Source organism: Streptomyces sp. NBC_00310 (genome assembly GCF_036208085.1).
Taxonomy (GTDB): Bacteria; Actinomycetota; Actinomycetes; order Streptomycetales; family Streptomycetaceae; genus Streptomyces.
Genome location: NZ_CP130714.1, coordinates 10,016,891 through 10,042,891 on the forward strand (window position 1 = coordinate 10,016,891; position 26,001 = coordinate 10,042,891).

A 26,001-nucleotide genomic window follows, 5' to 3' on the forward strand; every position below is an offset into this window, starting at 1 on the left:
GGGCGCCGCCGATGCACGCGACCGCAACCGGCCACACCCCCCGGGACGGGCCGGGCCACCGTCCTGGCCGATTCCGGCGGGAACCGGCCGACCGCACGAGATGATCAGCTCATGACCGAGATCATCCTGATGTCCGACCCGAAGGTGGCGGCCGTACCCGTCCACGACCTGGACGAGCCGCTCGTCGACGTACGCCGGGCCGGCCCCTTGCTGGTCGACGAGCGCAAGGCCGACGCCACGGGCGCCTACGCCCATCTGCGCGTCGGCGTGCTCGACCGGCTGGTCAAGGCCCAGACCCTGCTGCCGGACGGGCTGCGCCTGCTGTTCGTCGAGGGCTACCGGCCGCCGTCCCTGCAGCGCGCGTACTTCGAGGAGTACGCGGCCGAGCAGCGCGCCCTGCACCCCGACTGGCCCGCCGACCGCATCCACGCGGCGGCCAGCCGCTACGTCTCCCCGCCCGGGATAGCCCCGCACTCCGCGGGCGCCGCCGTGGACCTGACCCTCGTCGACGCCGACGGCCGTGAAGTGGACTTCGGTACACGGGTGAACGCCAGCCCCGAGGAGAGCGCCGGCGCCTGCTACACGGGGGCGGACGGCATCTCCGCCGAGGCCCGCGCCCACCGCGAGACGCTCGGCGCCGCCCTCACCGCGGCCGGCCTGGTCAACTACCCCACCGAGTGGTGGCACTGGTCGTACGGCGACCGCTACTGGGCCCTGATGACCGGCGCTCCGGCAGCGCTGTACGGGCCGCGCGAACTCGGTGCCTGAGCGCTCCCGGCGCTCCTGACCGTTTCCCGGCGCTCCTGACCGCTTCCGAGGCACCCGAGCGCTTGCGGAAAGGGAGAAGCCCCGACCGGGACGGGGGAATCACGGTCGGGGCGGTCTGTGTGTGGGTGCGGATGGCGGTCGCCTCTCGGCGAAAGGCTCCACAGGGCTTCAGCCGAACGATCGTCCCTGTGGGCAAAAGGTGAGGCCCGGGGACACTGTCCCATCCACACCCACAGCTGATTTAACGGGAAAGTATCAGCGGGTGTTCCTTCCGTATCCGGACATTGCCGGTGATCTGCGTCACGTCGCGCAAGGCGGCCCACAGCGGCCGTCACCAGGTCATTCCTCCCGGCCCAGCGGGCTCTCCTCCAGTGCGGCCAGCAGGTGGGCCGGATTCCGGAACACCGCCTCAGCGCCGGCCGCCTCCAGTTCGGGCCGGGGAATGCCGCCGCAGAGCACCGCCACGCAGTGCACCCCCGCCCGGGCGCCGGCGCGCATGTCCCAGACGGTGTCCCCGACGAACACCGACCGCTCGGCCTCCGCCCCCGCCAGCTCCAGGGCCTGCTCGACCGGATCCGGCGCGGGCTTCCCCTCGGCCACGTCATCGGCGCTCGCCGTCGCCGTGATGGCGTCGTCGGCCCCGATCGCCCGCCGCAACGCGGCCAGCTCCGTCCCGCTCGCCGAGGTCGCCAGCACCACGCTCCAGCCCTGCCCGTCGAGCCGCCGCAACAGCCGCCCCGCGTCCGGCAACGCGGGCAGCCGGTCGAAGTACGTCCCGTACAGCGCCTTGTGCGCCGCACTCAGCGCGTCCTTCTCCTGCGGATCCCGCTCCTCACCCAGCAGATGCGTGATCAGATCCCCGGACGGCAGCCCCACCGCCCGATGGATGTCATGCATGGCCACCTGATGCCCACCCTGCCGAAACGCCTCCCACCAGGCGACGACATGCACATGGTTGGTATCGACAAGGGTCCCGTCGACATCGAAAACAGCAGCCCTACCCATGGCACACCTTCCTGGAAACTCCGACACACGCGCCCTTCAGAGGCGCGGGGCTGTATCCATATGCGGCTCCGCCGCGTGGGCGCGACAAGCCACGACGCACCCGCACACGCCAACGCAACGAACCCCCCGAGCTCCTAGGCACCCCCCACCCCCACCCGACCAGGAACCTCCCGGTCCCGAGCCCACCCGAGAAGCTCCTCCACCCCCCACGTCGTCACCACCCGCTCCGCCGGCACCCCGCACTCCTCCGCCCGAGCACACCCATGCACCTGCCACGTCAACTGCCCCGGCGCATGCGCATCCGTGTCGATCGAGAACAACACCTCCGCCTCCACCGCGGCCCGCAACAGCCCCCGAGGCGGATCCAGCCGCTCCGGCCGGGAGTTGATCTCCACGGCCGTCCCCGTCTCCGCGCACGCCGAGAACACCGCCTCCGCGTCGAACTCCGACTCGGGCCGCCCTCGCCCGGTGACGAGCCGCCCCGTGCAGTGCCCCAGCACATCGGAGTGCGGATCACGGACCGCGGCGACCATCCGCCGGGTCATCGCGCGCGCGTCCATCCGCAGCTTGGAGTGCACGGACACCACCACCACGTCGAGCCGGTCCAGCAGCTCGGGCTCCTGGTCCAGCGAACCGTCGTCGAGGATGTCGCACTCGATGCCGGTGAGCAGCCGGAACGGTGCCCACGTCTCGTTCAGCGCGGCCACCACGTCGAGCTGCTCCCGCAGCCGCTCCGGGGACAGGCCCCGGGCGACGGTCAGCCGGGGGGAGTGGTCGGTGAGCACCGTCCACTCGTGGCCGAGGCGCGCGGCGGTCCGGCCCATCTCCTCGATCGGGCTGCCGCCGTCCGACCAGTCCGAGTGCACATGGCAGTCTCCCCTGATCAGCTCCATCAGCTCCGCGCCACCGCCCGTGAGCGGGGCCTCGGCCTCCTGTTCCAGCTTGCGCAGATAGCCCGGCACCTCACCGGCCAGCGCCTCGCGCGCCACCTGAGCGGTCTTCGGCCCGACCCCCTTCAACGACTCCAGCGAGCCGGTCGCCGCCCGCTCGGCCACGTCGTCCGCCGGCAGCGCGCCGAGCACGGCGGCGGCCGTACGGAACGCGCGCACGCGATAGGTGGGGGCCCGGTCACGTTCCAGCAGGAAAGCGATCCGGTCCAGGGCCTCGACGGGATCCATGGCACCTCCAGCCTCCCGCTTCCAGCGTCGCCCAGCCCCCGGGTACCCGCACGGCGGCCGTACGATCACGGGCGGGCCGGACTCACCCGCCCGGACCTCACCCGGCACCGATGGCCGGAATCGCTCTACGCTCTAGACATGACCGAAAGCGCGAGCCCCTACATTTCCCACCCTCGGGTCATGGTGCTCGGGGTCCAGCCCGGTACGCCGCCGTTCCGGATCGTGGAGATCGACGGCCAGGTGGTCGGCGAGGCGAAGACGATGACGGACGTGCTGCGGGCCGCCGCCGCCTTCGGGGTCGTCGTCCACGACCTCGACGACCCCGACCAGGTTCGCTGGGTGGGTGGCGACAAACTCACTTGGACCCTGCGCTAGCCCCCTTGCGGCCGACGCGCAGCCGCTGGGTCCAGCGGCCGCGCGGAGCCTTCGGCCGGGCCGGGTCCTTCCGCTGGGCCGGCGCCTTCCGCCGGGCCTGCGCGGCCTTCGGTTCGCGCGGGGCTCGCGCGTGCACCGCCCGGCCGAGGCGCCGGCCCAGCAGCAGATAGCCCAGCAGCGCACCCGTCGTGTTGAGGATGACGTCGTCGATGTCGAACGCGCGTCCGGTGACGAGCGCGCCCTGCACCAGCTCGACCAGCAGCATCATCAGCGCGGTCAGGGCGGGCACACGCAGCAGGCCGCGCGCGCCGGGCGCCAGTACGGGCAGCAGGATCCCGAACGGCAGGCCCAGCAGGATGTTCCCGCCGACCTGTTTGAGCGCGTCGCGGGGGTCGGGATGGTGCCAGTAGAGCTCCAGGGAGCTGCCGGGGCGGAGGTTGCTGTGGGTGAGCGCCTCCGACGCCGGGGACGGCTGGAGGGTGAGCCCGGCCAGCACCGCGCCGAACGCCACCATGACCATGAAGGCGAGCGCCATCGCCAGCAGCCGCAGGGGCAGCGGGAGTGGTCGTCGACCCTGTGGGGCCGCCGGGGAACGGCGGCCGGAGGTCGTGGAACGGGAACGTGCCGTGGTACGGGCCATGCAACCCTCCCGATTTCAACTTCCCTCTGTCCCAAGGTGGTTACCCCCGATGCGGCCCATGACTCCCGCCGGTGCGAGAAGTCGTCAGCCGGCCTTCGCCGGGTTTTCCCTCGCCCTTCCTGGGCACTCCGGGCGGGGAGCGACAGAGGTCCGCTCCCGTTCGAGGGGCGCCGACGAGGCGCCCGGGAGTGGGCGGGCGCGGGAGGGCGCGGACGTGCGGAGTCGGCGGACGAGCCGACGTACGACGCGCCCTCCCCGAACCCGGGGAGGGCGCGGGGAGGACGCCGGTGACCGGTCAGGACCCGTACGTCACCTTCACCTCCTTGAAGCCGAGGGACTTCAGCAGCCCTTCGAGCATGTCGGTGGTGTTGGCCTCGGCGCGGTCCGTGAGCTTGCTGTCCTTCGCGGCGTCGCCGATGTGCTTGACGGCGAGGCGCTGCACGGCCTGTTCGCTGTTGGGGTTGTCGGAGAACAGATCGCCGAAGCGGTCGAGCAGCCCGCGCTGCTTGGAGACGGCGTAGGAGTGCTCGGTGTCGAGGGCCGGCTTGCCCAGCTGGGCGTGCGGGAGGTTGATGGTGGCCGACGTGCGGTCGTCGTTGACCTTCACGTCGTTCTCGCCGACCTTGCCGAGGTCGACATAGGCGTCGACGGTGCCCGCGCCGACGTACAGCGTGCGGGTGCCGCGGATCGCGTCCGGCAGGTACTTGGCGTCCTTCTCCAGGTCGACGACCACCTGGAAGTTGCCCGAGGCGGCGTCGTATCGGCTCATGTCCTGGATGGACTTCAGGAGTGTCGGCCCCGAGCGGTCGTGCTCCTCGGTGCCGAACACGTCGTCCAGCCCCCCGAAGACCAGCATCCGCAAGGCGGCCAGCAGCACCACGATGAGGATGACCACGGCGGTGAGCAGCTTGGCCCAGCCGGGCAGACGCGTGCGCTTGATGGACGTCGTCATGTCGACGGTCCTCCTTCCTCTTTCAACGAATGCCCTCAAAGGCCAAGGGAGAACGCCGGGTCGGTGATTGTCCGCACTTCGCCGTAGAGCGGGGGTGCGGCTCGTCCGGGCCGCCGTAGCGAATCGGCGTATGCCGGGCGGCCAGTAGCATGAGCCGCGCAACCCGTAATGATCATGTTCATACGAGGAGCCGACCGTGCGTGACATCGCCGTCTTCACCGGCAGCGCCCATCCCGAACTCGCCGACGAGGTGTGCGCGCACCTCGGGGTACCGCTGAGCCCGTCCCGGGTGAGTCGGTTCGCCAACGACTGTCTGGAGGTGCAGCTCCAGGCCAACTGCCGGGAGAGGGACGTGTTCCTGATCCAGCCGCTGGTCGCGCCGGTTCAGGAGCATCTCGTCGAGCTGCTGCTGATGTGCGACGCGGCGCGCGGCGCCTCGGCGGGCCGGATCACCGTGGTCATGCCGCACTACTCGTACGCCCGCTCGGACAAGAAGGACGCCCCGCGGATCTCCATCGGTGGCCGGCTGGTCGCCGATCTGATGGTGTCGGCGGGCGCCAGTCGCGTGCTCGCCATGACCCTGCACTCACCGCAGGTGCACGGCTTCTTCTCGGTGCCGGTCGATCATCTGCACGCGCTGCGCGAGCTGGCCGCGCACTTCCGGCGGTACGACCTGACGCGTACGACGGTCGTGTCACCGGATCTGGGCAACGCCAAGGAGGCGGCGGCGTTCGCGCGGATGATCGGCGCGCAGGTCGCCGCGGGTGCCAAGCAGCGGTTCGCGGACGACCGGGTGAGCATCAGCTCGGTGATCGGCGAGGTCGCCGGCCGGGATGTGATCGTCCTCGACGACGAGATCGCCAAGGGCAGCACCGTCCTGGAACTCCTGGAGCGGCTGCGGGAGTTGGGGCCGCGCTCGATCCGGGTGGCGTGCACCCACGGACTCTTCGCGGCGGGGGCGCTGAAGCGGCTGAGCGAGCAGCCCGACATCCTGGAGATCGTCTGCACCAACACCGTGCCCGTCCCGGTGGAGGAGCGCACCGAGAAGCTGAAGGTGCTCTCCATCGCCCCCGCGCTCGCGGAGGCCGTGCGCCGCATCCACAACGGCGAGTCCGTCAGTGCCCTGTTCGACGCGCCGGCGAGCGAATAGGGCGAAGAGGGCGAAGGGCGAAGGGCGAAGAGGGCCGGCGGGCAGGGTCATAACGTGCCGGACGCGGCCTCGGGCTGCTCCAGGGCCGCGTCCAGCGACGGGGCGGGCGGCAGCAGCCGGGCCAGGCCGGTGACCTTGAGGACGCGCAGGGTGAGCGGGTGGGTGCAGACCAGGCGCAGCTCGCCGTCGCGGTCGAGCACCCGCTGCCGGGCCCGGTAGAGCAGCCGTAGTCCGGAGCAGTCGAAGAACTCGACGTGCCTCAGGTCGATCACGATCCGGGCGCCGGGGCGGCCCGTCGCCGCGTCGAGGTGCGGAATGATCTCCACCGCCGCCGCGATGTCGATCTCGCCGTGCAGTTCGAGCACGGTACGGCCGCGGTCCGTGCGGACGCGCAGGTACCCGATCGTGGGCGGTGTGGGGTCGCTCGACACGACGGCATCGCCTCCAACCGGACTCTGTGAGGACAGGCGCGAGGGCAAGTCCCGTCCCCGCTCTGCAAGTTACCCTCGTTGGAGTGAATTTCAGCATGTTCGATTGACATATGTCTTCGATTTCTCCGGCAATCGGTCCGGAGTTGTGCGCAGAGCCCCCTAGGACAGGGCGTGCCACGCCTTCGACAGTGCCAGCCGGAACTGGTCGGCCTGGTGCGCGGTGAGGTCGCGGATCATGCGTTCCTCCAGGTCGCGCATGGGCTCGGCGTAGTGGGCGAGCAGCTCGCGTCCCTCGTCGGTCAGCAGGATCAGCAGCTCGCGCCGGTTGCGCGGGTTGCGCTCCCGGCGCACGAGTCCGCGGTTCTCGAGACTTCGTACGAGATCCGCGATGGACTGGGCCGTGACGAACGAGTCGCGGGCGAGCTGGGCGGCCGAGAGCCCGTCATGCCGCTCCAGGACGGTGAGGGACGTGTACTGCAGGGCCGTGATCCCGGCCGGTTTCACCAGCTCGTCCAGGCGCGAGCGGACAACGAGCTCAACCTGCTTGACCATGTAGAGGAGGGAGGGAGGTGCCTTGGTGCCGACCATGGGGTCAGCGTAAGGCATTGACAGGAAACCTGTGTGTAATGAAACTGCGAACCAACAGGAATCCTGTTGGTTGAAGACTTAGCGATCAAGGCTGAGGAGTGGGCAATGACGACCACCTTCGAGAGCGAGCCCGGGCGGCTGTTCATCGGTGGACAGTGGCTTGAGGCGACTGACGGGGCACGCGCCGACGTGATCGACCCGTCCACGGGCCAGGTGGTCACGACGGTCGCGGAAGCGGGTGCCGCCGACGTCGACGCCGCCGTGCGCGCCGCGCGCGAGGCCTTCGACAACGGCGCGTGGTCCGGACTGAGCGGTCGCGAGCGCGGCCGGATCCTGAACCGTGTCGCCCAGCTGATCCGGGAGAACGCCGACGACATCGCGGCCATCGAGAGCCGTGACGTCGGCAAGCCCATCATGCTGGCCCACGCCGTGGACGTGACGAACGCGGCCAACGACTACGAGTACTACGCCTCCCTCGCCTGGTCGCTGGACGGCTCCGCCCGTGACGTTCCGGACAACCGCCTCGCCTACACCAGGCGCGGCCCGATCGGTGTGGTCGGCGCGATCACCCCGTTCAACTTCCCGCTGATCCTGGCCGGCTCCAAGATCGCCCCCGCGCTCGCGGCCGGCAACACGATCGTGCACAAGCCGGCCGAGGAGACCCCGCTCAGCGCCCTCTACATGGCCGGGCTCCTGAAGGAGGCCGGCGTCCCGGACGGTGTCTACAACGTCGTCACCGGCACGGGCCCCGTCGCGGGCGAGGCGTTGCTGCGCAACCCCGGCGTCGACAAGATCGCCTTCACCGGTTCCACCGCGACCGGCCGGCACGCGGCGAGCGTCGCCGGCGAGGGCCTGAAGCAGGTCACCATGGAGCTCGGCGGCAACGCGGCGCACCTCGTCTTCGAGGACGCCGACATCGAGAAGGCCATCGGCGCCATCATCAAGGGCTTCGTCTTCAACACCGGCCAGTTCTGCATGGGCGGCCCCCGCCTGCTGGTCGCCCGCCCGCTCTACGACACCGTGGTCGGCATCCTCGCCGACGCCGTGCCCGGCGTGCCCCTCGGCGACCCCCGGCAGCCCGAGACCGTCATCGGCCCGATGGCGGGCGAGCGGCATCTGAAGAAGGTCGAGGAGTACGTCGAGCTGGCCCGCAAGGAGGGCGGCCGCATCGTCTGCGGCGGCGAGCGCCTCGACCTGAACGGCGGCTACTACTACAAGCCCACCGTCATCGCCGACCTCGCCAACGACTCCCGGGTCGTCCAGGAGGAGGTCTTCGGACCGGTCCTCACCGTGCAGCCCTTCGACTCCGAGGACGAGGCGGTCGAGCTGGCCAACTCCACGCCGTACGGACTGGCCTCGGGCATCCAGACCACCAACCTCACCCGCGCCCACCGCGTCGCCGACCGCCTCCAGGCGGGCATCGTCTGGGTCAACGACTGGCCGATGCTCGACCCCGCCGTGCCCTTCGGCGGCGTGAAGGCCTCCGGCTTCGGCCGCGAGTACGGCCCCGAGGCCCTGGAGTCCTACACCAAGGTCAAGTCCGTCGTCGTCTCGCTCGACTGAGCGCCTCCCCGGGATCACTCGTGAGCCGCGGGACCGCTCCGGCGGCTCACGGACAGACAAGGAGTTCGAGAATGTCCACCACCACACGCGCCGCCGTGGTCGAGTCCGGGGGCGCCCCCTTCACCCTCTCCGAGGTCGTCCTCGACCAGCCGGGCCAGGGCGAGGCCCTGGTCCGCATGGTCGCCGCCGGGCTGTGCCACACCGACCTCGGTGTCGCCAGCGGCGGGCTGCCCTTCCCGCTCCCCGGGGTCCTCGGCCACGAGGGCGCCGGTGTCGTCGAGGCCGTCGGCCCGGGCGTCACCTCCGTCGTGCCGGGCGACCACGTCGTGCTGTCCTTCACCTCCTGCGGCGCCTGCCACAACTGCCGTGACGGGCACCCGGCGTACTGCGCCACCTGGCTCCCGCTGAACCTGCTCGGCGGCCGCCGCGCCGACGGCACCAGCACCATCAGCCGCGACGGCCAGGACCTCGGCGGCCACTTCTTCGGCCAGTCCTCCTTCGCCGAGCGGGCCCTGGTCGACGAGCGCAGCCTCGTCAAGGTCGACCCGGACGTACCGCTGGACTCCATCGCCCCGCTGGGCTGCGGCGTGCAGACCGGCGTCGGTGCCGTCTGGAACGTCCTGGAGCCCCGCGCGGGCAGCACGATCGTCGTCCTCGGCGCCGGAGCCGTCGGCCTCTCCGCCGTGATGGCGGCGGCCCTCACCCCCGCGACCACGGTCATCGCCGTGGACAAGGTCGGCGAGCGCCTGGAGCTGGCCAAGGAGCTGGGTGCCACGCACACGGTGAACGGCGGCGAGGTCGCCGACCTCACCGAGGCGATCATGGAGATCACCGGCGGCCGCGGCGCCGACGGCGTCGTCGAGACCACCGGCAGCGTCTTCGTCCTGCGCAAGGGCGTCGACTCCCTCGCCGCGCGCGGCACCCTCGTCATCGTCGGCGCCCCGCCGTTCGGCACCGAGGTCTCCCTCGACGTCAACGGCATGCTCGGCGGCAAGCGCGTCGTCGGCCTCACCCTCGGCGACAACGAGATCCAGACCGCCATCCCGGTCCTTGTCCAGCTGGTCAAGGAGGGCAAGCTCCCGCTCGACCGGCTGATCAGCCGCTACAAGTTCGAGGACATCGACCAGGCGGTGGCGGACATGAGCGGCGGCAAGAGCATCAAGCCGGTGCTGACCTTCTGACGTCGCCGGCGTTCCGAGGAGCCGTCTCCCGCCGGGGCGCGTCCTCCCCCGCGTGACCCCGGCCCGGTGGGTGACCTGCTGTCCAGGTCACCCACAGGGCCGTCGAACGTCCTTGGCCCCTTCGGCGTCGTAGGGGGAAGGACACTGAGTTCGTGGACGAGCACGGGGGTTGGAGATGCGCAGGGGACTCGCGGCAACGGTGATCGTGGCGGCCGTGGCGGCCGTGGCGGCGGTGGGGTGCGGCGCCGGGAGCGGGGGCGACCTCGTGGTGACCGGGACGGCACCGGCCACGCCGTACGCCGGGCCGCTGTACGTGCCGCACCAGGAGGTCGACGAGGACGGCGTCGAGGCGATCAGGACCGAGTCGGGCGCGGCAGGCCGGGCGCTGGAGTGCGACGGCGAGATCTACGAGGGCGGCGGCGGGCCCGGCGGCTGGGGCAGGGACGATGGGGGAAAGACACCCGAGGAAGGGCTTCGGGCGTACTTCGACATCGAGGTGCCCGACGTCCCCGAGGAGGGCTACCGCCTGGAACGCCGGGAGAAGGACCGGGCCCTCTTCTCGTACGACGTCGACGGCAGGACCAAGGTCGCCGTGATCGTCGCCAAAGACCGCGAGGGCAGCCCCGGCTGGGGGCCGGAGACCAGTGCCTCCTGTGACCCGGCCGAGCTGCCCGCGAGCTTCACCGACTCCCGGTCGTACGAGATCTGGACCGACCGCGACGGCGACCGCGTACCGATCACCGAGGTGCACACCTCCGTGGGCTCGGAACACTGCGACTGGCAGAAGGCCCACTTCCTGTCGAGGGGCGGCGACGCCGACGGGAAGGGCCGGCTGTACGGCCGCGACCCCGAGGGCGTCCTGCCCGACGGGATGCTCACCTCCGCCTACGACGGTGACGTCCCCATGCCCGTGCACGCGCGCGACACCGGGTACCGCCACGAGGACCGGGCGCTGTGGCTCGTCGAGCGCGACCCGTCGAAGGTGTACGTCCGCACGCCCGACGGGGTCGAGATCTGGCCCGAGGTGGCGAAGGGCATGGGCTGCGCCTGAGCCGACGGCGTGTTCACCGGCTGCGGTGCAACGCCACCAGCAGCTGCCACGCCTGGTCGGCGATCTCCTGAGGGGTGCCGTCGAGGAGGCCGTGCAGCCAGTCGGCGAGGACCCCCGCGAAGGTGGCCGCCACGGCGGAGGCCACCAGCGGGGCGTCCGCGGCCCCCGCGAGCTCGCGTTCGCGGAGGCTGTAGGCGCGCAGGTCCCGGTGCAGCACCCGGCCGAGCGGGCCGCCGCCACCGGGCGCCAACAGCGCGCGGTACAGGGCCGCGTGCGGGGCCAGCCCGGCGAAGAACTCCGGCAGCGCCGCGGGCGCCCGCACCGGGTCGGGGCGCCCGCGCCAGGCGTGCAGGGCCTCCACGGCGTCGCGCACGACATCGGCGCAGGCGTCGACGGCCAGCGCCTCCAGGTCCGGGTAGTGCACGTAGAACGTGGCCCGGCCGACCCCCGCCCGGCGGACCAGCGAGGCCACGCCGACCTCGTGCAGCGGGTGCCGGGCGCATTCGTCGAGGAGGGCTTCCCGCAGCCTGGCCCGGGTGCGGGCGGCCCGGGGGTCCGCCGTGGCCCGGGGGTCGTCCGTGGCCCGGGGGTCGTCCGGGGTCATCCCGCGACGAGGACGGCGGCCAGGGCGAGCGCGCCCGGGAGCGCCTGGGCGACGAGGATGCGGCGGTTGGCGGTGGCGGCGCCGTACACACCGGCGACGATCACGCAGGCGAGGAAGAAGATCTGCGCGCGGTAGCCGGTCGGGTCACCGGCGATCAGGCCCCACACCAGTCCGGCGGCGAGGAAGCCGTTGTAGAGCCCCTGGTTGGCGGCCATCGCCGCCGTCCGCTTCGCCATCTCCGGGTCCAGCCCGTGGAACGACATCCCCGGCTTCTTCTGCCACAGGAACATTTCCATCACCAGGATGTACGCGTGCAGCACCGCCACCAGCGCGACCAGCACGTTCGCCAGGATCTCCATGGTCAGCAGACTCCGTAGTCACTCGATGCCCCGGAACTTCCTGGACAGGTGTCCACTATAGCTGGACGGCTGTCCAGGAAGTCCACCCGGGGTGCCCACGATCGTCGCCGACGGGTTGTCAGAGCCTGCCGCTAGGTTCCCGTCCATGAGTGAGCAAGAGGTGATCGTGCGGCGCGCCCGCGCCGAGGACGTACCGGGGATCGTCGTCTCCAGCTCCTGGCTGTTCGCCGAGGACGGCGGGGAGCGGGACCCGAGCCTGAACGTGGACTGGCCGCGCCGGCACGGCGCCGAGGCCTTCACGGCCGCCCTCCACGACCCCGGCCGGCTGCTGCTGGCCGCGCTGCACGACGGCGAGGTGGTGGGCCATCTGTCGGGCTCCCTGTCCGGACCCTCCGCCATGCGGCCCGTCGGGTCGGCCACCCTCATGGCGCTCTACGTCCGTCCCGCGCACCGGCGCGCCCGGGTCGGTGCCCGGCTGGTCGACACCTTCCTGGCGTGGGCCCGGGAACACGGCGCGGTGCACGCGGAGGTGACCGCCTCGGCGGCCAACGCGGACGGTATCCGGTTCTACGAGCGGGAGTCGTTCCGGCCCCAGGCGCTCACGCTGCGGCTGAACCTGTAGTCGGCGGGTACCCGGGGAGCGTATGGGCGGCGGCGGACCGTCCCCCGCGCCCGGGATCCCGTACGGAGGAGACATGGCACTGGTACAGGCGGGCCTCGTGGTGCTGGACTGCGCCGAGCCGGAGAAACTCGCGGTGTTCTACAAGGAACTGCTCGACGCCGAGGAGACGGACGCGACCGCCAACCGCGTCGAGATCGAGGGCGCCTGCGGCGCCCGCATGGCGTTCCGCCGGGACGTCAACGCCACCCCGCCGAGCTGGCCCCGACCCGAGAACTCCCTCCAGGCCCACCTGGACTTCTACGTCGACGACCTGGACGAGGCCGAACGGCTGATCGTCTCCCTAGGCGGACGCCCGGTGGACACCAAGGACGCGAGCGGGCCGTTCGAGGAGCGCGGCTACTCCGACCCGGCCGGCCACTCCTTCACCCTGCGCCGCGAACACCCCACGGCCCCCAAGCAGGGCTAGCACCCTCCCGGCACGGCCAGGTCCGGGGCCTGTTCCGGCGATCCGCGAGGGAACCGCCGGAACAGGCCCCGGACCTCAGTCCCGGCCGCCCTTCTCGGTGGTCGGCCACACCCCGGTGGAGCGCTCGATGGCCTTCGCGCCGGTGCGGTCCACCGCGCTGCGCACGACCGCGAAGATCGCGCCCTGCACGGCCGCCGCGAGCAGGACCTCGCCCCAGCCGCGGTCCCGGTCCAGCGCGTCGGGCGCGTCGTCCTCGTGCCGGATCAGCTTCCAGGTCTTGCGGAACGCCAGCGAGGCCAGCGCACCGCCCGCCCAGCCGAGGGCGAAGCCGAGGGGCTGATAGGCGAGGGGGAGCTTCTTCTTCTTGGACATCTGGTCTTCCTCCTTCACGTCGTGAGGTCGCCCGGTCAGGGACGACCCTGCGGGGCCACGACCTCGGCCGCGGGCACCGGCCCCGGAGCCGTGCCGTCGCCGAACGGGCTGCCGCCCAGGTCCTCACGCCCGTGGGGCGTGAGCCAGCCCGCCAGATCGGGCCCCAGCGGCACCACGGCGGTCGGGTTGATGCCCGTGTGCACCTGGTAGTAGTGCCGCTTGATGTGGTCGAAGTCGACGGTGTCGCCGAATCCGGGGGTCTGGAAGAGGTCACGGGCATACGCCCACAGCACCCGGTCCTCCGCCAGCTTCCAGCGGTTGCACTTGAAGTGACCGTGGTAGACGGGGTCGAAACGCACCAGTGTGGTGAAGAGCCGGATGTCCGCCTCCGTGATCGTCTCGCCGACGAGATAGCGCTGTCGTGCCAGCCGCTCCGACAGCGCCTCCAGCCGCCGGAACACCCCGGCGCAGGCCCCCTCGTACTCCTGCTGGCCCGTGGCGAAGCCCGCCCGGTACACCCCGTTGTTGACGTCCTGATAGACCTCCTCCATCACCGTGTCGATCTCGTCGCGCAGGGCCGCCGGATACAGGTCGGGCGCGCCCTCGCGGTGCAGGTCCGTCCACTCGGTGGCGAGGTCGAGGGTGAGCCGCTGGTAGTCGTTGGTGACCAGCTCGCCGCTCGGCACGTCGACGATCGCCGGGACGCTGACACCGCCCGGGTAGTCGCTCTCCCGTGCGTCGTACGCCTCCTTCAGGAACCGGATGCCGAGCACCGGGTCGCGGTCGTCCGGGTCCAGCGTGAACCGCCAGCTGCGGTCGTCCTGGATCGGGTCGGTGACGGCCATCGACAGGGCGCCCTCCAGACCCAGCAGCCGCCGCGAGATCACCGCCCGGCTCGCCCAGGGGCAGGCCCGGCTGACCACCAGCCGGTAGCGGCCCGCCTCCACCGGCCAGCCGTCCCGGCCGTCGGCCGTGATCCGGTCCGTGAAGTGGCTACGGGACCGCTTGAACGCCTTCCTGCCGTACGCCTCGTTGCCCTCGCCGACACTCATGCCGTCCGTCCTCCCGGTCCGTCCGGATACGTATGCCCTGATGAGTTCCCCGATTTCCGCGACCCCCACGGTGTGAGCGCGACCGGTCGGGGCAATCGGCGAAGGTGACCCGGACATCAGCAGACACCGAGACGACGGACGACCAGGGCGGGGCGGTTCTCGAAGGACCGGGGACCCGTCAGGAGGACCGGGAGGACAAGGCACGCGCGGACCACAGGACCCGGATCACCGTCCTCGTCGCCCTCGGCGCCAACCTCGTGATCGCCGTCGCCAAGACCATCGGCGGACTCCTCGCCGGATCACCCGCCCTGCTCTCGGAGGCCGCCCACTCGGTCGCCGACAGCATGAACGAGGTCTTCCTCCTCGCCGCGCTGCGCCGCAGCCGTCGCCCCGCCGACAGCCGGCATCCCTTCGGCTACGGCAAGGAGCGCTTCTTCTGGTCCCTGCTCGCCGCCGTCGGCATCTTCGTGATGGGCGGCTGCTTCTCCTTCTACCAGGCGTTCCACGCCCTGACGACCGGAAGCGAGGAGTCCTACGACGGTTACGTCGTCGGCATCGCCGTCCTCGGCGTGGCACTCCTGTCCGAGGGCGCCTCACTGCTGCGCGCCCTGCACCAGGTGCGCCGGCAGGGCGGCGTCGGCGGACTCCGGGACCCGGCGCTGCGCACGGTCGTCGCCGAGGACGGCACGGCGGTGCTCGGGGTGACCCTCGCGATCGCCGGGATGGCCCTGCACATGGTGACCGGGCAGGTGATCTGGGAGGCGTCCGCCTCCTTCGCGATCGGGGCGCTGCTCGTGTACGTCGCCTACTGGCTGGGCCGGGACGCCCGCGAACAGCTCATCGGGGTCGCCGCGGACGCCGAACCGAGCCGGAAGATCCGCTCCCTGCTGGCGGCGCAGCCCGAGATCGACAGTGTCGAGGCCCTGCTCACCATGCAACTCGGCCTGGACTCCACCCTCGTGGCCGCCCGCGTCGACCTCGTACCCGGCCTGGACAGCGAGGAGGTCGAGGAGGTCGCCGTCCGCATCAAGCGCTCCATCGCCCACGTCGTCCCGGAGGCCGACCAGATCTTCCTCGACGTGACGGACAAGGCGGGGCAGGGGGAGCGGACAGGGGAAAGCCCCGCCGCGACGGGGGAACGCGGCGGGGCCTGAGACTCGGGTGCCCGGTGCGCGAGGGATCATGCGCGACACGTCGAAGAAATTCCTCCGAGCGTCCCGGCACCCACGACACGCCCTACGACCGGCGGGTCCTCACCCTTCCACCGGCTCCAGCACGAAGACGGGAATCTCCCGGTCGGTCTTCTTCTGGTAGTCCGCGTACGCCGGGTACGCGGCGACCGCCCGGTCCCACCACTCGGCCTTCTCGTCCCCGGTGACCTCACGCGCGGTCAGGTCCCGGCGTGTGGGCCCGTCCTGGAGCTCCACACGCGGGTCGGACTTGATGTTGTGGTACCAGACCGGGTGTGTGGGCGCGCCGCCCAGCGAGGCCACGGCCGCGTACCGCCCGTCGTGTTCCACCCGCATCAGCGGGGTCTTGCGGAGTTTCCCGCTCTTCGCGCCGCGCGTCGTGAGCACGATGACCGGCAGACCCGTGTCCATCAACGTCGTCCCCTGCGTGCCGCCCGAGCTCTCGTACAACTCGACCTGCTCGCGCACCCACTGAGTGGGGCTGGGCACGTACTCGCCCTCAAGAGGCATGGCAACCGTCCCTTGCTCTCGCGTACAGACTGTCCCCCGCATTCAACACCTGCCTCTCCCGGAATCATCCTCATCGCGCCACACGCACGCGGCACTTGCACACCTTTCACGCACCGGATGCCGGCCCCGGCGTGAGCACCGCCAGTACCGCCAGCACCGCGATCACGGCACTCGACAGCAGCCCGGTGACCAGCTGTCCCCGGTGTCCGGTCAGGGTCCGGCCGAGGAGTGCGCCACCGCCCGCGAGCAGCAGTTGCCAGCTCGCGGACGCGAGGAACGCGGCAAGGACGAACACCGTCTGGTCCAGGGCGCTCACGGCGTCGGTGGCGCGGCTGCCGAGCACGAGCGCCGCGAAGTAGACCACCGTGGTGGGGTTGAGGAGGGTGATCCCCAGGAGGGCGACATAGGCGTGTGCCGGGCTCACCGGGTCCCGCCGGGGGCGGGTGGCGAGCCGCCGGGCGCGGTACCGGCGCAGGGCCGTGACCGCGCCGCGTACGGCCAGGGCGAGGAGCACCAGGGCGGAGGCCCAGCGCAGGGGCACCAGCACCGGTCGCAACGTGGCCGCGAGGGCGGTGCCGCCGAGGGTGGCGAGCAGGGCGTACAGTCCGTCGGCCGTCGCGACACCGAGCGCGGCGCAGGCTCCGGTGCGCGGGGACGTACGGGCGGTGAGGGAGACGAGGTAGGTCGCGACCGCTCCGACGGGGATGGCGATGCCATAGCCGGCGAGGAGGCCCGCGACGAGCGCGGCCGTCACGACCGGGGCGGAGTCGGCCCCCACGGTCGGCCGGGCCGCTGCTGACCCCGCACCGACGACGCGGTGACGAGGGACAGCGGCAGGAAGGCGTCGATGAGGAACATGGGCGGATCCTGGGGCCGGGCGCTCCGCGCGCGCAAACGAATTACCGGCAGCTCTTGACCATGGTTCCGTGCCTGCCTATTTTGTTTGCATCCAAACGAAATGGGGTCGGAGGTGGCGCGTGGGTGGACACGGTCACCGCCGGCCGTGCGGGCGTCAGGCCTTCGGGCGCCGACCGCTGCGACGGGGCGCCGGCGCGGCGCCGTTCAGCAGGGTGCGGCGGCGCTCCTCGCCGTGCTCCTCGACCTGGAGCACGACACTGCGCAGCCCCTCCGCGAGACTCCGGCACTCCGCGTCGCTGAGCTGCCCGGTGACGAAGGACTCCTCCTCGTTGAAGGCCGGGAACACCCGCCGCATCAGCTCCTCACCCTCGTCGGTGAGGGTGAGCAGTACCAGTCGGCCGTCCGTCGGGTGGTCGGCCCGGCGCACCAGCCCGCGCGACTCCAGCGTGCGCGCCACGCCCGTGAGCGTGCCCTTGGAGATGCCCGCCTCCTCCGCGACGTGCCGGGTCTCGGACTCGCCCCACACCCACACCACCCACAGCACCACGAAGGCCGTCCAGGTCAGGTCGGAGCCGCGCAGTACGGAGTTCTCCAGGTGCTGCCGCACCGCCGAGGCGGCCCGGTAGATGTTCGCCACCGCCGCCATCTGGTCCCGGCGGATGGGGAAGTCCCCCAGCTTCGCCGCGGCGAGCTTCTCGGCTTCGGTGATGGATCGCTGGCCGGGCACGGGCGCTCCTTCGCTCTCACGGCCGGACCGGACGGCCCTGTGCGGCCACCCCGGTCCCGGCCCGTCGTTCGTGCGGACATTCGGTCGTTCGGTCATTCGGGACCAAATTGTACGGAGAAGAGGGAATCCACCATGAGCACCACCCCCCGCATGCTGCTGGTCCTCAGCGAGAACTGGACGCTCACCGGCGGCCGGGCCGACCTGCACGCCGCCGTACGGTGGGCGCGCGAGGCCGAGGACGCCGGGTTCGACTCCGTCATGGTCAGCGAACACATCGTGCTCGGCCCCGACGCCGCCGTCGACGGCATCATGGGCAATCCCCGCGACTACGCCCTCCCCGGCAATCAGGACCCGTACACCCCCTGGCCCAACTCCCTGCTGCTCCTCGCCTCCATCGCCTCCGTCACCGAGCGCCTGCGACTGGCCGCCGCGGCCGTCCTCGCCCCGCTGCGTCACCCCCTGCTGATGGCCCGGGAACTCGGCACCCTCGATCTGCTCAGTGAGGGACGGCTGCTGGTGCAGCCCACGGTCAGCTGGAGCAAGGACGAGTACGACGCGCTCGGCGTGCCCTTCGGCAGGCGCGGCCGGCTCCTCGACGAGCACCTGGAGGTCTGGGCGAAGGCCTGGGGACCGTCCCCGATCTCCCACGACAGTGAGCACTACCCGTTCCGCGACGTCTACTTCGAGCCGAAGGCGTACCGCCCCGAGGGCCCGAGGCTGTGGTTCGGCGGACAGCGCCTGCACGGTCCCGTGCTGCGCCGGCTGGTCGAGTACGGCCACGGCTTCCACCCGCTCGGGCGGCCGACCCCCGAGGACCTTAAGGCGCTCGACGCGGCGATGGCCGCCGCCGGCCGGGACGCCGCCGACCTGGAGATGATCGGCGGCACCCAGGCGGTCTTCCCCGACGACCACGCCCCGGCGGACCTCGGGGCGGCCCTGGCCTCGATACCGGAGCAGCTGGAGCAGGGGTTCACCACCTTCTGCGTCAAGCCGAACCAGTTCATCGACGACCCGGACGGGGTGGGCGCCTTCTGCGCGGAGGTCATGCGGCGGGTCACGGCGCTGACGGGCTGACGGGCTGACGGGCTGAGGGGCGGACGGGCGGACGGGCGGCACGGCGGGGCCGGCGCCGCTCGTGCGGCGCCGGCCCCGCCGTGCGTGCCCCGGTTCAGCGCTCGAAGACGACCCCGCCGTCGAACACCGTCATGTCGACCTGGATCCGAGTGATGTCACGCGGGTCGACGTCCAGCAGCGGCCGGTCCAGGACACACAGGTCGGCCACCTTGCCCACCTCCACGGACCCCTTCCACTCCTCGGCGAAGTCCTGCCGCGCGGGGTTGATCGTGTACGCCCGCAGCGCCTCGGCGAGTTCCACGCGCTGCTCCGGTCCGCTGACCCGGCCGCTGGCCTTCGACTCGCGCAGCAGCATCCCGGCGACACCCTGCCGCCAGTCGGGCTCGGTGATCGGCGCGTCCGAGCTGGCGCACACCGCGACGCCCGCGTCGAAGGCCGAGCGCGCGGGCCACTGGTACGCCGACCGTTCCGTGCCCACGACCTCCGCCATCAGGTCGGAGATCGTCCACTTGATGGCCGGGTTCATGTTGACGCCGTAGCCCTGCGTGGCCAGTCGGCCGAGGCTGTCGGCACCGATGAAGTCGCCGTGGATGACGTAGTGCCGGGCGTCCGGGCGCGGCGCGGCCTTCTGCGCGGCCAGGAACGCGTCCACCACGATGTCGATGGCCCGGTCGCCGGTCACATGGACGCCCAGCTGGTAGCCCGCCTCGTGGGCGACACGGATCATGTCGAACAGCTCGTCGACCTGGAGCTCGGGCGTGCGCCCGTGCACGCAGAGGGAGCCGTGGCCGCCGTCGAGGTAGGCCTCGTTCATCCAGGCCGTACGGTTCGGGGGCACCCCGTCGGCGAAGATCTTCACACCGATGGCGTTCAGCAGCCGGGGGTCGGCGGACTCGGGGCGGTGGAGTTCGGCGAGGCCCTTGCGGACGTCGTCGGCGGAGCCGCCCATCGGCGCGGGCAGGAGAAGGACGCTGACCCGCGCGTGCAGACCGCCGGTCGCGGCCAGGTCGGCGTACGCGGTCCAGTTCTCGGTGCTCAGCCCGCCGAACAGGGTCTCGGAGCCACCGGGGCCGAGGCCGGGCTCGGTGTAGCTGGTGATGCCGCGCGTGTGGAGTTCGGCGACGACGTTGCGGATGGCCTGGCGGCGCTGGGCGACGGTGGGGGAGGGCAGAGCGGCCTGGAGCAGGACACCGGCGGCCTCGCGCAGGATGCCGGTGGGCCGGCCGTCGGCGTCGCGGTCGATGACACCGCCGTCGGGCGCGTTCGTGTCGGCGTCGATCCCGCACCGGCGCAGCGCCGCGCTGTTCGCCCACACCATGTGCTGCGAGAAGTCGGTCAGACAGACGGGGTGGTCGGGCGCCACCGCGTCCAGGTCGGCGCGGCGCGGGAGACGGCCCGGATCGGCGAGGCACTCGGCGAGATAGCCGGCGTCCCAGCCCAGGCCGACGATCCACTCGCCGGGCGCGGCGGCCCGCGCCGCCGCGCCCACCGCCCCGGCGATGTCGGCGATCGACCCCACCGTCGGGTGGCCGACGTCGAGGGCGAACGGCGGCCTGCCCAGGCCGTACGCGGCGCCGTGCAGATGCGAGTCGTTGATGCCCGGCAGCACGGTCCGCCCGGCCAGCTCGACGATTCTCGTCGTCGGCCCGGCCAGCGCGCGCATCTCGGCGTCCGTGCCGACCGCGACGATCTCCCGGCCGCGCACGGCCACACCCTCGGCGACCGAGAAGCCGGCGTCGACGGTGATGACCTGACCGCCGGTCAGGACGAGGGAGGGGGAAGTGTCGCTCACGAGGACCTCTCTGGGGTGTCTGAACAAGCGGGGGAGGCTGGAGTGTCTGAACGAGCAGGGGAGGCTGCGGCGTCTGAACGAGCAGGGGAGGCTGGGGCGTCTGAACGAGTGGGGGAGGAGAAGGGAAGGGAGAAGGGGGAGAGCGGGGAACGGGCGGGAGCCGAAGGCGCGGGCGCGTTGTCGGTCACCGGGTCGCGCGGGGACCGAAGTAGGCGAGCGCGGCGCCCGCCACCAGGGCCACACCCTGGGCCATCTGCTGCCAGAACGTCGGCACGCTCAGCAGTGTCAGCCCGTTCTGCAGACAACCCAGGAACAGCACGCCGAGCAGGACCCCGAGAACCGAACCGGAGCCGCCGCTCAGCGCCACCCCGCCCAGCAGCACGGCCGTGAGCACGGTCAGCTCGAAGCCCGTGCCCGAGGTGCCCGCGACCACGCTGTCCAGCACGGACGCCTTGATCGCCCCGGCCAGCGCGGCGGCCGTACCCGTGACCACGAACAGCGCGAAGGGCGTACGGCGGACGTCGATGCCGGAGAGGTACGCGGCCTCCCGGTTGACCCCGATGGCGAACACATGCCGCCCGGTCGGCGTGTACGCCAGGAACAGCGCCCCGGCGACCAGCACGACGGCGGCGATGACCACGGGCGCCGCGATCCCCGCGATCCGAGCCCCGCCCAGCCACGCGAAACCGTCGCCGAACCCGCTCAGCGGCAACGGGAAGAGCTGCTGCGCCAGTCCGCGTACGGCCGCCAGCATGCCCAGCGTCACGATGAACGGCGACAGCCCCAGGTAGCAGCAGAGCACCCCGTTCACGGCGCCGACCGCCGCGCCGACGGCGAGCGCGCCGAGGACGGCTACCACGGGGGACTGGGCCTGCTCACCCGCGAGCCAGCCCGCCGTCAGGGCCCCGAGCGCCAGCGTCGAGCCCACCGACAGATCCAGGTAGCCGCTGATGACCAGCAGGGCCAGCGGCACGGCGACGATCGCGAGGGCGGCCGCGTCGGTGGCGATCCCCCGCAGGTTGCCGGCGTCGAGGAAGCTGCCGGTGGACAGCTGGAACACCAGCACCAGCAGGGTGAGGACGACGAGCAGGGGATGGCGGCGCACCGTCGTCAGCCCGTGCGCGGCCAGCGCGCGCGGGCCGGGGACGACGCGCTCGGCGGCGGTCACGGTGGTCATGCTGCTCCTTCGTGGGACGGTGCGGTCTCTGCTGCCGGGCCCGCGTCGTGCACGGCCGCCAGCAGGGACTCCTCGGTGAGGTCGGTGCCGGAGAGCTCGGCGATGATCCGGCCCCGGTCGACGATCAGACAGCGGTGGGCGAGCACGGCCGCCTCCTCCGGGTCGCTGGAGGCGAACAGCACGGCCGTGCCGCGCTGTTCGGCGAGCGTGGCGACGACGTCGTAGATCTCCTGACGGGCGCCGACGTCCACGCCCTGGGTCGGCTCGTCGAGCAGCAGCACGTCGACGGCTCGCACTTCGTTGATCCAACGGCCGAGCAGCAGCTTCTGCTGGTTGCCGCCGGAGAACGCGGAGGCCGGCAGTCCCGGGCGCGCGGGCCGCAGCCCCACCGCCTCGGCGAGCGAGCCGAACACCCGCCGCTCCGCCCCGAGCGCCCGCACCCCGCGCCGGGCGAGCGTCCGCACGCTCGGCAACAACACGTTGTCCTGCGCGCTCAGCCCCGCGAAGAGTCCCTGCGCCCGCCGGTCGGCCGGCACGAGCGCGATCCGGGCGGCGAGTGCGTCGGCGGGCCGGACGGGCGAGACGGCCCGCTCGCCGACGCGGACGGTTCCTCCGGATGCCCGACGCCTGCCGAACAGCGTCTCCAGCACCCGCGTCCGCCCGGATCCGATCAGCCCGTACAGCCCCACGATCTCGCCCTCACCGACGGTCAGGTCGACAGGGCCGAAGCCGGGGCCGCACAGACCTCGGACGGTGAGGCGGGCGGGGAGGGGGATACCGGGCGTGGGGCGGGCAGCGGCTGCGCCGGATGCGGCGGTCGGACGTGCCGCCGGCCTGTCGAGGCCGGGCGGACGCCCTCCCTCGACGGACCGCCGGGGGAGGGCGTCCGCCCCCGGCGACGGAACGTCCTCGCGGTCGCCATGACCGGCGTGGCTGTGCTTCCCGCGACGAGGGACGTCAGGATCCGCGTCCCCCGCGTCCCCCGCGGCCCCGGTGCCAGGGCCGCCCGCAGCCGCCGTAGAGGGTGCGTCCGATGCCCCAGGCCCGGACTCAGAGCCTCCCGCCCCCGCCCCCGCGCTCGCGCCCGCGTCGGTCGTCGGCCCGTTCGCCGGGCCACGCGCTGCGGCCAGGCGGCCCTCGGCGGCATCCGCCGACACCGCTCCCCGTCCTCCCGTGATCGCCTCCACCAGGTCCCGGCGGTTGTGGCCCCCTGTCGCCGCATGGTGGGCGACCCGGCCGTCGCGGAGCACGGTCACCGCGTCCGCGAGGCGTTCGACCTCGGCCAGGAGATGGGTGACGTAGACGATGGCGAGGCCCTGGGTGCGGAGATCCTCCACCCGGGTGGCGAGGGCGTCGCTCTCGGTACCGGAGAGGGCGGCCGTGGGCTCGTCCAGGACCAGGACCGAGGCGCTGCGGCTGAGGGCCTTGGCGATCTCGACCAACTGCTTCTGGCCCATGGGCAGTTCACCCACCCGGTCGCGGGGCGAGGAGCTCGCGGCGACACGGTCGAGGAGTTCGGCGGCCACCCTCTCCTGGGCCCGGCGGTCGATCCGGCCGTACCGGGTCCACTCCTGGCCGAGGAAGATGTTCTCGGCCACGGTCAGGGAGTCCACGACGCTCAGCGTCTGGAAGATGATCGCCACCCCGGCCGCGATCGATTCGCGCGGGCTGAGCCGGGTGTACGGGACACCGCCCACCTCGATCGTCCCGGCGTCCGGCGGGAAGGCGCCGCCGAGGCACTTGATCAGCGTGGACTTGCCGGCGCCGTTGTGCCCGAGGAGCGCGTGGACCTGCCCCGCGGGCACGGTGAGGTCCACCCCGTCCAGGGCCCGCACGCCACCGAAGGACTTGCTCAGGGAAGTGATCCGCAGATTCGGCGGATTGGCCACCGGGGCCGTCCCAGCCGCTGCTGTCGCCCCAGCGGCTGCCATCGTCCCGGCGGCTGCCGTCGTCCCGGTGGTTTCGCTCGTGTCGCTCGTGTCGGCCATCGCGCGGCCCTACCCGTTCTGGGCGAGCAGCGCGTCGATCTCCGCCGTGTCGCCGCGCTGGATCAGCTTGACCGGCACCTCGACGCTGGGGTTCGCCTTCCCGGCGGCGACCGCGAGCGGCACGTCGACGATCGCGTTGGCGATGTCCAGCGGGGCGAGGGCGGCGGAGGCCCGGTAGAACGTGCCCTGCTTGATGGCGAGGAGGGAGGGGGCCGAGCCGTCCTGGCCGCCGACGAACGTCTTCTTGTCGCCGTTCTTCCGCCCGGCCTGCTGCAACGCCTTGAACCCGCCGTACGCCGCCGCGTCCGTGATGCCGAGGATGATGTTCAGGTCGGGGTGCTTGGCGAGGAGCGCGTTGGACTTCGACAGCCCCGTGTCGGGGTCGATGGCCTGCTCCTGCGCCACCACGTCGACACCGGGCGCGAGCTTCGTGAACGCGTCGATCATGCCCTTCGTGCGCTCCCGGCCCAGCTCGATCGTGTTGTCGACCAGGAACGCGATCTTCCCCTTCCCGCCCAGCTCGTCGTTGGCCCACTTCGCGGCCGACTCGCCCAGCAGCGTGCCGCTCTCGCGGAAACTGAACCGGATGTCGGCGCTCTGGTTCTCCAGTGTCCCGCCGTACGTCACCCAGATCAGGCCCGCGTCGAGCGCGGCCTTGGCGATCGACTCGGTGGCCTCGAAGACCATCGGGAACGACACGATCGCCTGCGTCTTCCGCGTGACCCAGGTGTTGAGGTTGCTGGCCTGGGTGTCGGGGTTGCTCGCGTCGCTCGTCGTCAGCAGCTTGACGTCGTGCTTCTTCGCGGCCGCCGTCGAGAGCTTCACCAGGGTGCTGTAGAGCGGGATCTGGGTGAAGGGGTAGTCGAGGCCGATCTGAGTGAGCTTCTTCGCGGAGGGGGACGCGCCCGCCGCCTTCGCCGAACCGGAGCTGCTCTCCGGGGCACTGCAGCCCGTGGCGGCCAGTCCGGTCGTGGCGATAGCTCCGGCGGACCACGCGAGGAACTGCCTGCGCGAGGCCGGGGTGACGGAAAGGGGGCGTCTGGTCATGGCGGGGATCTCCAAGGGGGACGGGGCCCGTCAGCGGCGGGCGTCCTGCTGTGCCGAACAGGAAAGACCCCGGCGCCCCGCCCCACCATCCGTACAAATACCGAGTGCGTACGGCGGGCGGCCGGCAGCGGGCCCGTACGTCACGGATCGGTGAATGCCTTGTCCACCGATCCGAGCCCCTCTATCGTTAGGGCCCAAAAGACCTCTCCGGTCTCGGGGCGGCCCCGGGAGGCTCGCATGCTCACCCATCACCAGATCGCGGCCGCCGCCCGTATCGGTATGCTCACCCGCGAACGCGACACCGCCTCCGCCTGTGCCGAGGCCCTCCACGAACTCGGCCGCGCCCTGCCCCTCGACGCCGCCACCCTCCTGGAGATCGACCCGATCACCGGCACCTACGTCCAGGTCGCGGGCGTCGGCTACGACGCCGACGTCTCCGAGGCCCTGGCCGCCGAGTTCGTGTCGACCCCCTGGTACGCCAACGTCCTGCGCAGCGAGATCCCGCCGTCCATCTGCGAGGACGTCGAGGACCCGGGCGAGCGCTACCGCGACGGCTGGTTCTACGCCGAGCGCATGCGCCCGGCGGGCGTCCGTGACGCGGTGACGGGCGCCCTGCGCCACCACGGCCGCCTCGTCGGCCTGATCACCCTGTCCACCGCGACCCCCGACGCCTACGACACCGGCACCCGCCACCTGCTGGCCTCCCTCCTGCCCGCCCTGGGCGTCCTCGCGGACCCCACCGCGCACGCGGGCGACCTCCCCGACCTCCCGGCGGAGGGCGGGGCGAGCCTGGTCGTCGCCGACGACACCCTCGAACTCCCCGGCCGGGACCCCGCCGTGGTCCTCCAGGACACCGAGTTCCACCGTGTCCTGCGTGCCTTCGCCGACTCGCACGGCAGCCGGCTGCGCCTGCTCTGGCCCGTCGGGCCCGACTGGTACCGGGTCACCGTCCGCCGCCACACCCTCGGCACGGCCGTCGTACGCCGGGCGGTCCTCGTACACGAGACGCCCGCCCCGCTGCCGTACGGCCTCAGCCCGCGCGAACTGGAGGTGCTCACCCGGGCGGCCACCGGTCAGACGAACCAGGCCATCGCCCAGGCGCTGTTCCTGTCCCCGCGCACCGTGCACACCCACGTCGAGCACCTGCTGCGCAAGACCGGCGCCGCCTCCCGCGCCGAGGCCACGGCCCTCGCCGTACGCGACGGACTGCTCCGGCCGACCGCCGCGGACGTCGAACGCTTCGTCGAGAGGTGACCCGGAGGCCGAGCCCCGTTCTATAGG

The 26,001-nt window shown here is 72.1% G+C and carries 28 protein-coding genes; 11 read left to right on the plus strand and 17 right to left on the minus strand.

Translation table 11 applies throughout. The annotated features are described in order from the left end of the window. The first annotated feature begins 111 nt into the window (after positions 1 to 111). Entirely contained in the window at positions 112 to 768 is a 657-nt protein-coding gene (locus tag OG202_RS43705) for a M15 family metallopeptidase (protein ID WP_327726508.1), read from the plus strand. A gap of 339 nt (positions 769 to 1,107) precedes the next feature. Here OG202_RS43705 and OG202_RS43710 read toward each other — a convergent pair whose 3' ends face one another. Further along, positions 1,108 to 1,773, minus strand: coding sequence for an HAD family hydrolase (locus tag OG202_RS43710; RefSeq protein WP_326574163.1), 666 nt, complete (start codon positions 1,771 to 1,773; stop codon positions 1,108 to 1,110). A 134-nt stretch (positions 1,774 to 1,907) separates the two neighbouring features. Further along, a complete protein-coding gene (locus OG202_RS43715; RefSeq protein WP_327726507.1) occupies positions 1,908 to 2,951 on the minus strand; it encodes a PHP domain-containing protein in 1,044 nt (347 codons plus the stop codon). 138 nt (positions 2,952 to 3,089) lie between these two features. Here OG202_RS43715 and OG202_RS43720 point away from each other — a divergent pair, with 138 nt between their 5' ends. Beyond that, the gene (locus OG202_RS43720; RefSeq protein ID WP_326574161.1) at positions 3,090 to 3,326 is read left to right on the plus strand and encodes a hypothetical protein; all 237 of its coding nucleotides are present in this window, start codon (positions 3,090 to 3,092) and stop codon (positions 3,324 to 3,326) included. On the opposite strand, the gene OG202_RS43725 is transcribed toward OG202_RS43720, so the two are convergent. Both OG202_RS43725 and OG202_RS43730 read right to left on the minus strand, forming a co-directional pair. Then, a complete protein-coding gene (locus tag OG202_RS43725; RefSeq protein WP_327726506.1) occupies positions 3,307 to 3,966 on the minus strand; it encodes a VanZ family protein in 660 nt (219 codons plus the stop codon). The genes OG202_RS43720 and OG202_RS43725 overlap by 20 nt on opposite strands. 295 nt (positions 3,967 to 4,261) lie before the next feature. Further along, positions 4,262 to 4,918, minus strand: a complete 657-nt coding sequence (locus OG202_RS43730) for a DUF4230 domain-containing protein (protein ID WP_327726505.1) — start codon at positions 4,916 to 4,918, stop codon at positions 4,262 to 4,264. A 196-nt stretch (positions 4,919 to 5,114) separates the two neighbouring features. Here OG202_RS43730 and OG202_RS43735 point away from each other — a divergent pair, with 196 nt between their 5' ends. Then, complete coding sequence (locus OG202_RS43735) at positions 5,115 to 6,068, plus strand: ribose-phosphate diphosphokinase (protein ID WP_326574158.1); 954 nt, start codon at positions 5,115 to 5,117, stop codon at positions 6,066 to 6,068. A gap of 47 nt (positions 6,069 to 6,115) precedes the next feature. On the opposite strand, the gene OG202_RS43740 is transcribed toward OG202_RS43735, so the two are convergent. Both OG202_RS43740 and OG202_RS43745 read right to left on the minus strand, forming a co-directional pair. Beyond that, on the minus strand, positions 6,116 to 6,499 hold the full coding sequence (locus OG202_RS43740; RefSeq protein ID WP_327726504.1) for an anti-sigma factor antagonist: 384 nt from the start codon (positions 6,497 to 6,499) through the stop codon (positions 6,116 to 6,118). A 159-nt stretch (positions 6,500 to 6,658) separates the two neighbouring features. After that, the gene (locus OG202_RS43745) at positions 6,659 to 7,087 is read right to left on the minus strand and encodes a MarR family winged helix-turn-helix transcriptional regulator (RefSeq protein ID WP_326574156.1); all 429 of its coding nucleotides are present in this window, start codon (positions 7,085 to 7,087) and stop codon (positions 6,659 to 6,661) included. 105 nt (positions 7,088 to 7,192) lie between these two features. On the opposite strand from OG202_RS43745, the gene OG202_RS43750 reads away from it, so the two are divergent. From OG202_RS43750 to OG202_RS43760, 3 genes are all read left to right on the plus strand, one after another. After that, complete coding sequence (locus OG202_RS43750; protein WP_327726503.1) at positions 7,193 to 8,650, plus strand: aldehyde dehydrogenase family protein; 1,458 nt, start codon at positions 7,193 to 7,195, stop codon at positions 8,648 to 8,650. 71 nt (positions 8,651 to 8,721) lie between these two features. Further along, the gene (locus tag OG202_RS43755; RefSeq protein ID WP_326574154.1) at positions 8,722 to 9,831 is read left to right on the plus strand and encodes an NAD(P)-dependent alcohol dehydrogenase; all 1,110 of its coding nucleotides are present in this window, start codon (positions 8,722 to 8,724) and stop codon (positions 9,829 to 9,831) included. A gap of 175 nt (positions 9,832 to 10,006) precedes the next feature. Then, positions 10,007 to 10,882 carry a hypothetical protein gene (locus tag OG202_RS43760; protein ID WP_328224544.1) on the plus strand — a complete coding sequence of 292 codons (876 nt, stop codon included), beginning with the start codon at positions 10,007 to 10,009 and terminating at the stop codon, positions 10,880 to 10,882. Between the two features lie 13 nt (positions 10,883 to 10,895). Here OG202_RS43760 and OG202_RS43765 read toward each other — a convergent pair whose 3' ends face one another. Both OG202_RS43765 and OG202_RS43770 read right to left on the minus strand, forming a co-directional pair. Continuing rightward, positions 10,896 to 11,486, minus strand: coding sequence for a TetR/AcrR family transcriptional regulator (locus OG202_RS43765; RefSeq protein ID WP_327726501.1), 591 nt, complete (start codon positions 11,484 to 11,486; stop codon positions 10,896 to 10,898). Then, positions 11,483 to 11,845, minus strand: a complete 363-nt coding sequence (locus tag OG202_RS43770; RefSeq protein WP_327726500.1) for a DUF1304 domain-containing protein — start codon at positions 11,843 to 11,845, stop codon at positions 11,483 to 11,485. Before OG202_RS43770 ends, OG202_RS43765 begins: the two co-directional genes overlap by 4 nt. A gap of 145 nt (positions 11,846 to 11,990) precedes the next feature. Here OG202_RS43770 and OG202_RS43775 point away from each other — a divergent pair, with 145 nt between their 5' ends. Then, positions 11,991 to 12,467, plus strand: a complete 477-nt coding sequence (locus OG202_RS43775; protein WP_327726499.1) for a GNAT family N-acetyltransferase — start codon at positions 11,991 to 11,993, stop codon at positions 12,465 to 12,467. Positions 12,468 to 12,540: 73 nt separating this feature from the next. After that, positions 12,541 to 12,933: a VOC family protein gene (locus OG202_RS43780; RefSeq protein WP_326574149.1), complete on the plus strand. Its 393-nt coding sequence runs from the start codon at positions 12,541 to 12,543 to the stop codon at positions 12,931 to 12,933. Positions 12,934 to 13,008: 75 nt separating this feature from the next. Here OG202_RS43780 and OG202_RS43785 read toward each other — a convergent pair whose 3' ends face one another. Beyond that, the gene (locus OG202_RS43785; protein ID WP_326574148.1) at positions 13,009 to 13,305 is read right to left on the minus strand and encodes a DUF4235 domain-containing protein; all 297 of its coding nucleotides are present in this window, start codon (positions 13,303 to 13,305) and stop codon (positions 13,009 to 13,011) included. Positions 13,306 to 13,340: 35 nt separating this feature from the next. Further along, positions 13,341 to 14,357, minus strand: coding sequence for a glutathione S-transferase family protein (locus OG202_RS43790; protein WP_326574147.1), 1,017 nt, complete (start codon positions 14,355 to 14,357; stop codon positions 13,341 to 13,343). Between the two features lie 104 nt (positions 14,358 to 14,461). On the opposite strand from OG202_RS43790, the gene OG202_RS43795 reads away from it, so the two are divergent. Then, positions 14,462 to 15,511: a cation diffusion facilitator family transporter gene (locus tag OG202_RS43795; RefSeq protein ID WP_327726498.1), complete on the plus strand. Its 1,050-nt coding sequence runs from the start codon at positions 14,462 to 14,464 to the stop codon at positions 15,509 to 15,511. Positions 15,512 to 15,610: 99 nt separating this feature from the next. Here the strand turns inward: OG202_RS43795 and OG202_RS43800 are convergent, their stop codons facing one another. From OG202_RS43800 to OG202_RS43810, 3 genes are all read right to left on the minus strand, one after another. After that, entirely contained in the window at positions 15,611 to 16,057 is a 447-nt protein-coding gene (locus OG202_RS43800) for a nitroreductase family deazaflavin-dependent oxidoreductase (protein ID WP_326574145.1), read from the minus strand. Between the two features lie 106 nt (positions 16,058 to 16,163). Continuing rightward, on the minus strand, positions 16,164 to 16,811 hold the full coding sequence (locus OG202_RS43805) for a LysE family transporter (protein ID WP_327726497.1): 648 nt from the start codon (positions 16,809 to 16,811) through the stop codon (positions 16,164 to 16,166). A gap of 258 nt (positions 16,812 to 17,069) precedes the next feature. Next, positions 17,070 to 17,642, minus strand: a complete 573-nt coding sequence (locus tag OG202_RS43810; protein ID WP_327726496.1) for a MarR family winged helix-turn-helix transcriptional regulator — start codon at positions 17,640 to 17,642, stop codon at positions 17,070 to 17,072. 132 nt (positions 17,643 to 17,774) lie between these two features. Here OG202_RS43810 and OG202_RS43815 point away from each other — a divergent pair, with 132 nt between their 5' ends. Further along, a complete protein-coding gene (locus OG202_RS43815; protein WP_327726495.1) occupies positions 17,775 to 18,716 on the plus strand; it encodes an LLM class flavin-dependent oxidoreductase in 942 nt (313 codons plus the stop codon). Positions 18,717 to 18,810: 94 nt separating this feature from the next. On the opposite strand, the gene OG202_RS43820 is transcribed toward OG202_RS43815, so the two are convergent. From OG202_RS43820 to OG202_RS43835, 4 genes are all read right to left on the minus strand, one after another. Then, complete coding sequence (locus OG202_RS43820) at positions 18,811 to 20,508, minus strand: amidohydrolase (RefSeq protein WP_328224545.1); 1,698 nt, start codon at positions 20,506 to 20,508, stop codon at positions 18,811 to 18,813. A gap of 184 nt (positions 20,509 to 20,692) precedes the next feature. Continuing rightward, the gene (locus tag OG202_RS43825; RefSeq protein ID WP_326574140.1) at positions 20,693 to 21,685 is read right to left on the minus strand and encodes an ABC transporter permease; all 993 of its coding nucleotides are present in this window, start codon (positions 21,683 to 21,685) and stop codon (positions 20,693 to 20,695) included. Then, the gene (locus OG202_RS43830) at positions 21,682 to 23,673 is read right to left on the minus strand and encodes a sugar ABC transporter ATP-binding protein (protein ID WP_328224546.1); all 1,992 of its coding nucleotides are present in this window, start codon (positions 23,671 to 23,673) and stop codon (positions 21,682 to 21,684) included. Before OG202_RS43830 ends, OG202_RS43825 begins: the two co-directional genes overlap by 4 nt. A gap of 9 nt (positions 23,674 to 23,682) precedes the next feature. Next, entirely contained in the window at positions 23,683 to 24,720 is a 1,038-nt protein-coding gene (locus tag OG202_RS43835; protein ID WP_328224547.1) for a sugar ABC transporter substrate-binding protein, read from the minus strand. Positions 24,721 to 24,957: 237 nt separating this feature from the next. Here OG202_RS43835 and OG202_RS43840 point away from each other — a divergent pair, with 237 nt between their 5' ends. Beyond that, positions 24,958 to 25,974: a helix-turn-helix transcriptional regulator gene (locus tag OG202_RS43840; RefSeq protein WP_328224548.1), complete on the plus strand. Its 1,017-nt coding sequence runs from the start codon at positions 24,958 to 24,960 to the stop codon at positions 25,972 to 25,974. The last annotated feature ends 27 nt before the right edge of the window (positions 25,975 to 26,001 follow it).

What these genes read in the sequence shown, in the direction of transcription:
- OG202_RS43705 (WP_327726508.1), top strand. Translation starts at nt 112, where the DNA reads ATGACCGAGATCATCCTGATGTCCGACCCGAAGGTGGCGGCCGTACCC.
- OG202_RS43710 (WP_326574163.1), bottom strand. Translation starts at nt 1,773, where the DNA reads ATGGGTAGGGCTGCTGTTTTCGATGTCGACGGGACCCTTGTCGATACC.
- OG202_RS43715 (WP_327726507.1), bottom strand. Translation starts at nt 2,951, where the DNA reads ATGGATCCCGTCGAGGCCCTGGACCGGATCGCTTTCCTGCTGGAACGT.
- OG202_RS43720 (WP_326574161.1), top strand. Translation starts at nt 3,090, where the DNA reads ATGACCGAAAGCGCGAGCCCCTACATTTCCCACCCTCGGGTCATGGTG.
- OG202_RS43725 (WP_327726506.1), bottom strand. Translation starts at nt 3,966, where the DNA reads ATGGCCCGTACCACGGCACGTTCCCGTTCCACGACCTCCGGCCGCCGT.
- OG202_RS43730 (WP_327726505.1), bottom strand. Translation starts at nt 4,918, where the DNA reads ATGACGACGTCCATCAAGCGCACGCGTCTGCCCGGCTGGGCCAAGCTG.
- OG202_RS43745 (WP_326574156.1), bottom strand. Translation starts at nt 7,087, where the DNA reads ATGGTCGGCACCAAGGCACCTCCCTCCCTCCTCTACATGGTCAAGCAG.
- OG202_RS43750 (WP_327726503.1), top strand. Translation starts at nt 7,193, where the DNA reads ATGACGACCACCTTCGAGAGCGAGCCCGGGCGGCTGTTCATCGGTGGA.
- OG202_RS43755 (WP_326574154.1), top strand. Translation starts at nt 8,722, where the DNA reads ATGTCCACCACCACACGCGCCGCCGTGGTCGAGTCCGGGGGCGCCCCC.
- OG202_RS43760 (WP_328224544.1), top strand. Translation starts at nt 10,007, where the DNA reads ATGCGCAGGGGACTCGCGGCAACGGTGATCGTGGCGGCCGTGGCGGCC.
- OG202_RS43765 (WP_327726501.1), bottom strand. Translation starts at nt 11,486, where the DNA reads ATGACCCCGGACGACCCCCGGGCCACGGACGACCCCCGGGCCACGGCG.
- OG202_RS43770 (WP_327726500.1), bottom strand. Translation starts at nt 11,845, where the DNA reads ATGGAGATCCTGGCGAACGTGCTGGTCGCGCTGGTGGCGGTGCTGCAC.
- OG202_RS43775 (WP_327726499.1), top strand. Translation starts at nt 11,991, where the DNA reads ATGAGTGAGCAAGAGGTGATCGTGCGGCGCGCCCGCGCCGAGGACGTA.
- OG202_RS43780 (WP_326574149.1), top strand. Translation starts at nt 12,541, where the DNA reads ATGGCACTGGTACAGGCGGGCCTCGTGGTGCTGGACTGCGCCGAGCCG.
- OG202_RS43785 (WP_326574148.1), bottom strand. Translation starts at nt 13,305, where the DNA reads ATGTCCAAGAAGAAGAAGCTCCCCCTCGCCTATCAGCCCCTCGGCTTC.
- OG202_RS43790 (WP_326574147.1), bottom strand. Translation starts at nt 14,357, where the DNA reads ATGAGTGTCGGCGAGGGCAACGAGGCGTACGGCAGGAAGGCGTTCAAG.
- OG202_RS43800 (WP_326574145.1), bottom strand. Translation starts at nt 16,057, where the DNA reads ATGCCTCTTGAGGGCGAGTACGTGCCCAGCCCCACTCAGTGGGTGCGC.
- OG202_RS43815 (WP_327726495.1), top strand. Translation starts at nt 17,775, where the DNA reads ATGAGCACCACCCCCCGCATGCTGCTGGTCCTCAGCGAGAACTGGACG.
- OG202_RS43825 (WP_326574140.1), bottom strand. Translation starts at nt 21,685, where the DNA reads ATGACCACCGTGACCGCCGCCGAGCGCGTCGTCCCCGGCCCGCGCGCG.
- OG202_RS43830 (WP_328224546.1), bottom strand. Translation starts at nt 23,673, where the DNA reads ATGGCCGACACGAGCGACACGAGCGAAACCACCGGGACGACGGCAGCC.
- OG202_RS43835 (WP_328224547.1), bottom strand. Translation starts at nt 24,720, where the DNA reads ATGACCAGACGCCCCCTTTCCGTCACCCCGGCCTCGCGCAGGCAGTTC.
- OG202_RS43840 (WP_328224548.1), top strand. Translation starts at nt 24,958, where the DNA reads ATGCTCACCCATCACCAGATCGCGGCCGCCGCCCGTATCGGTATGCTC.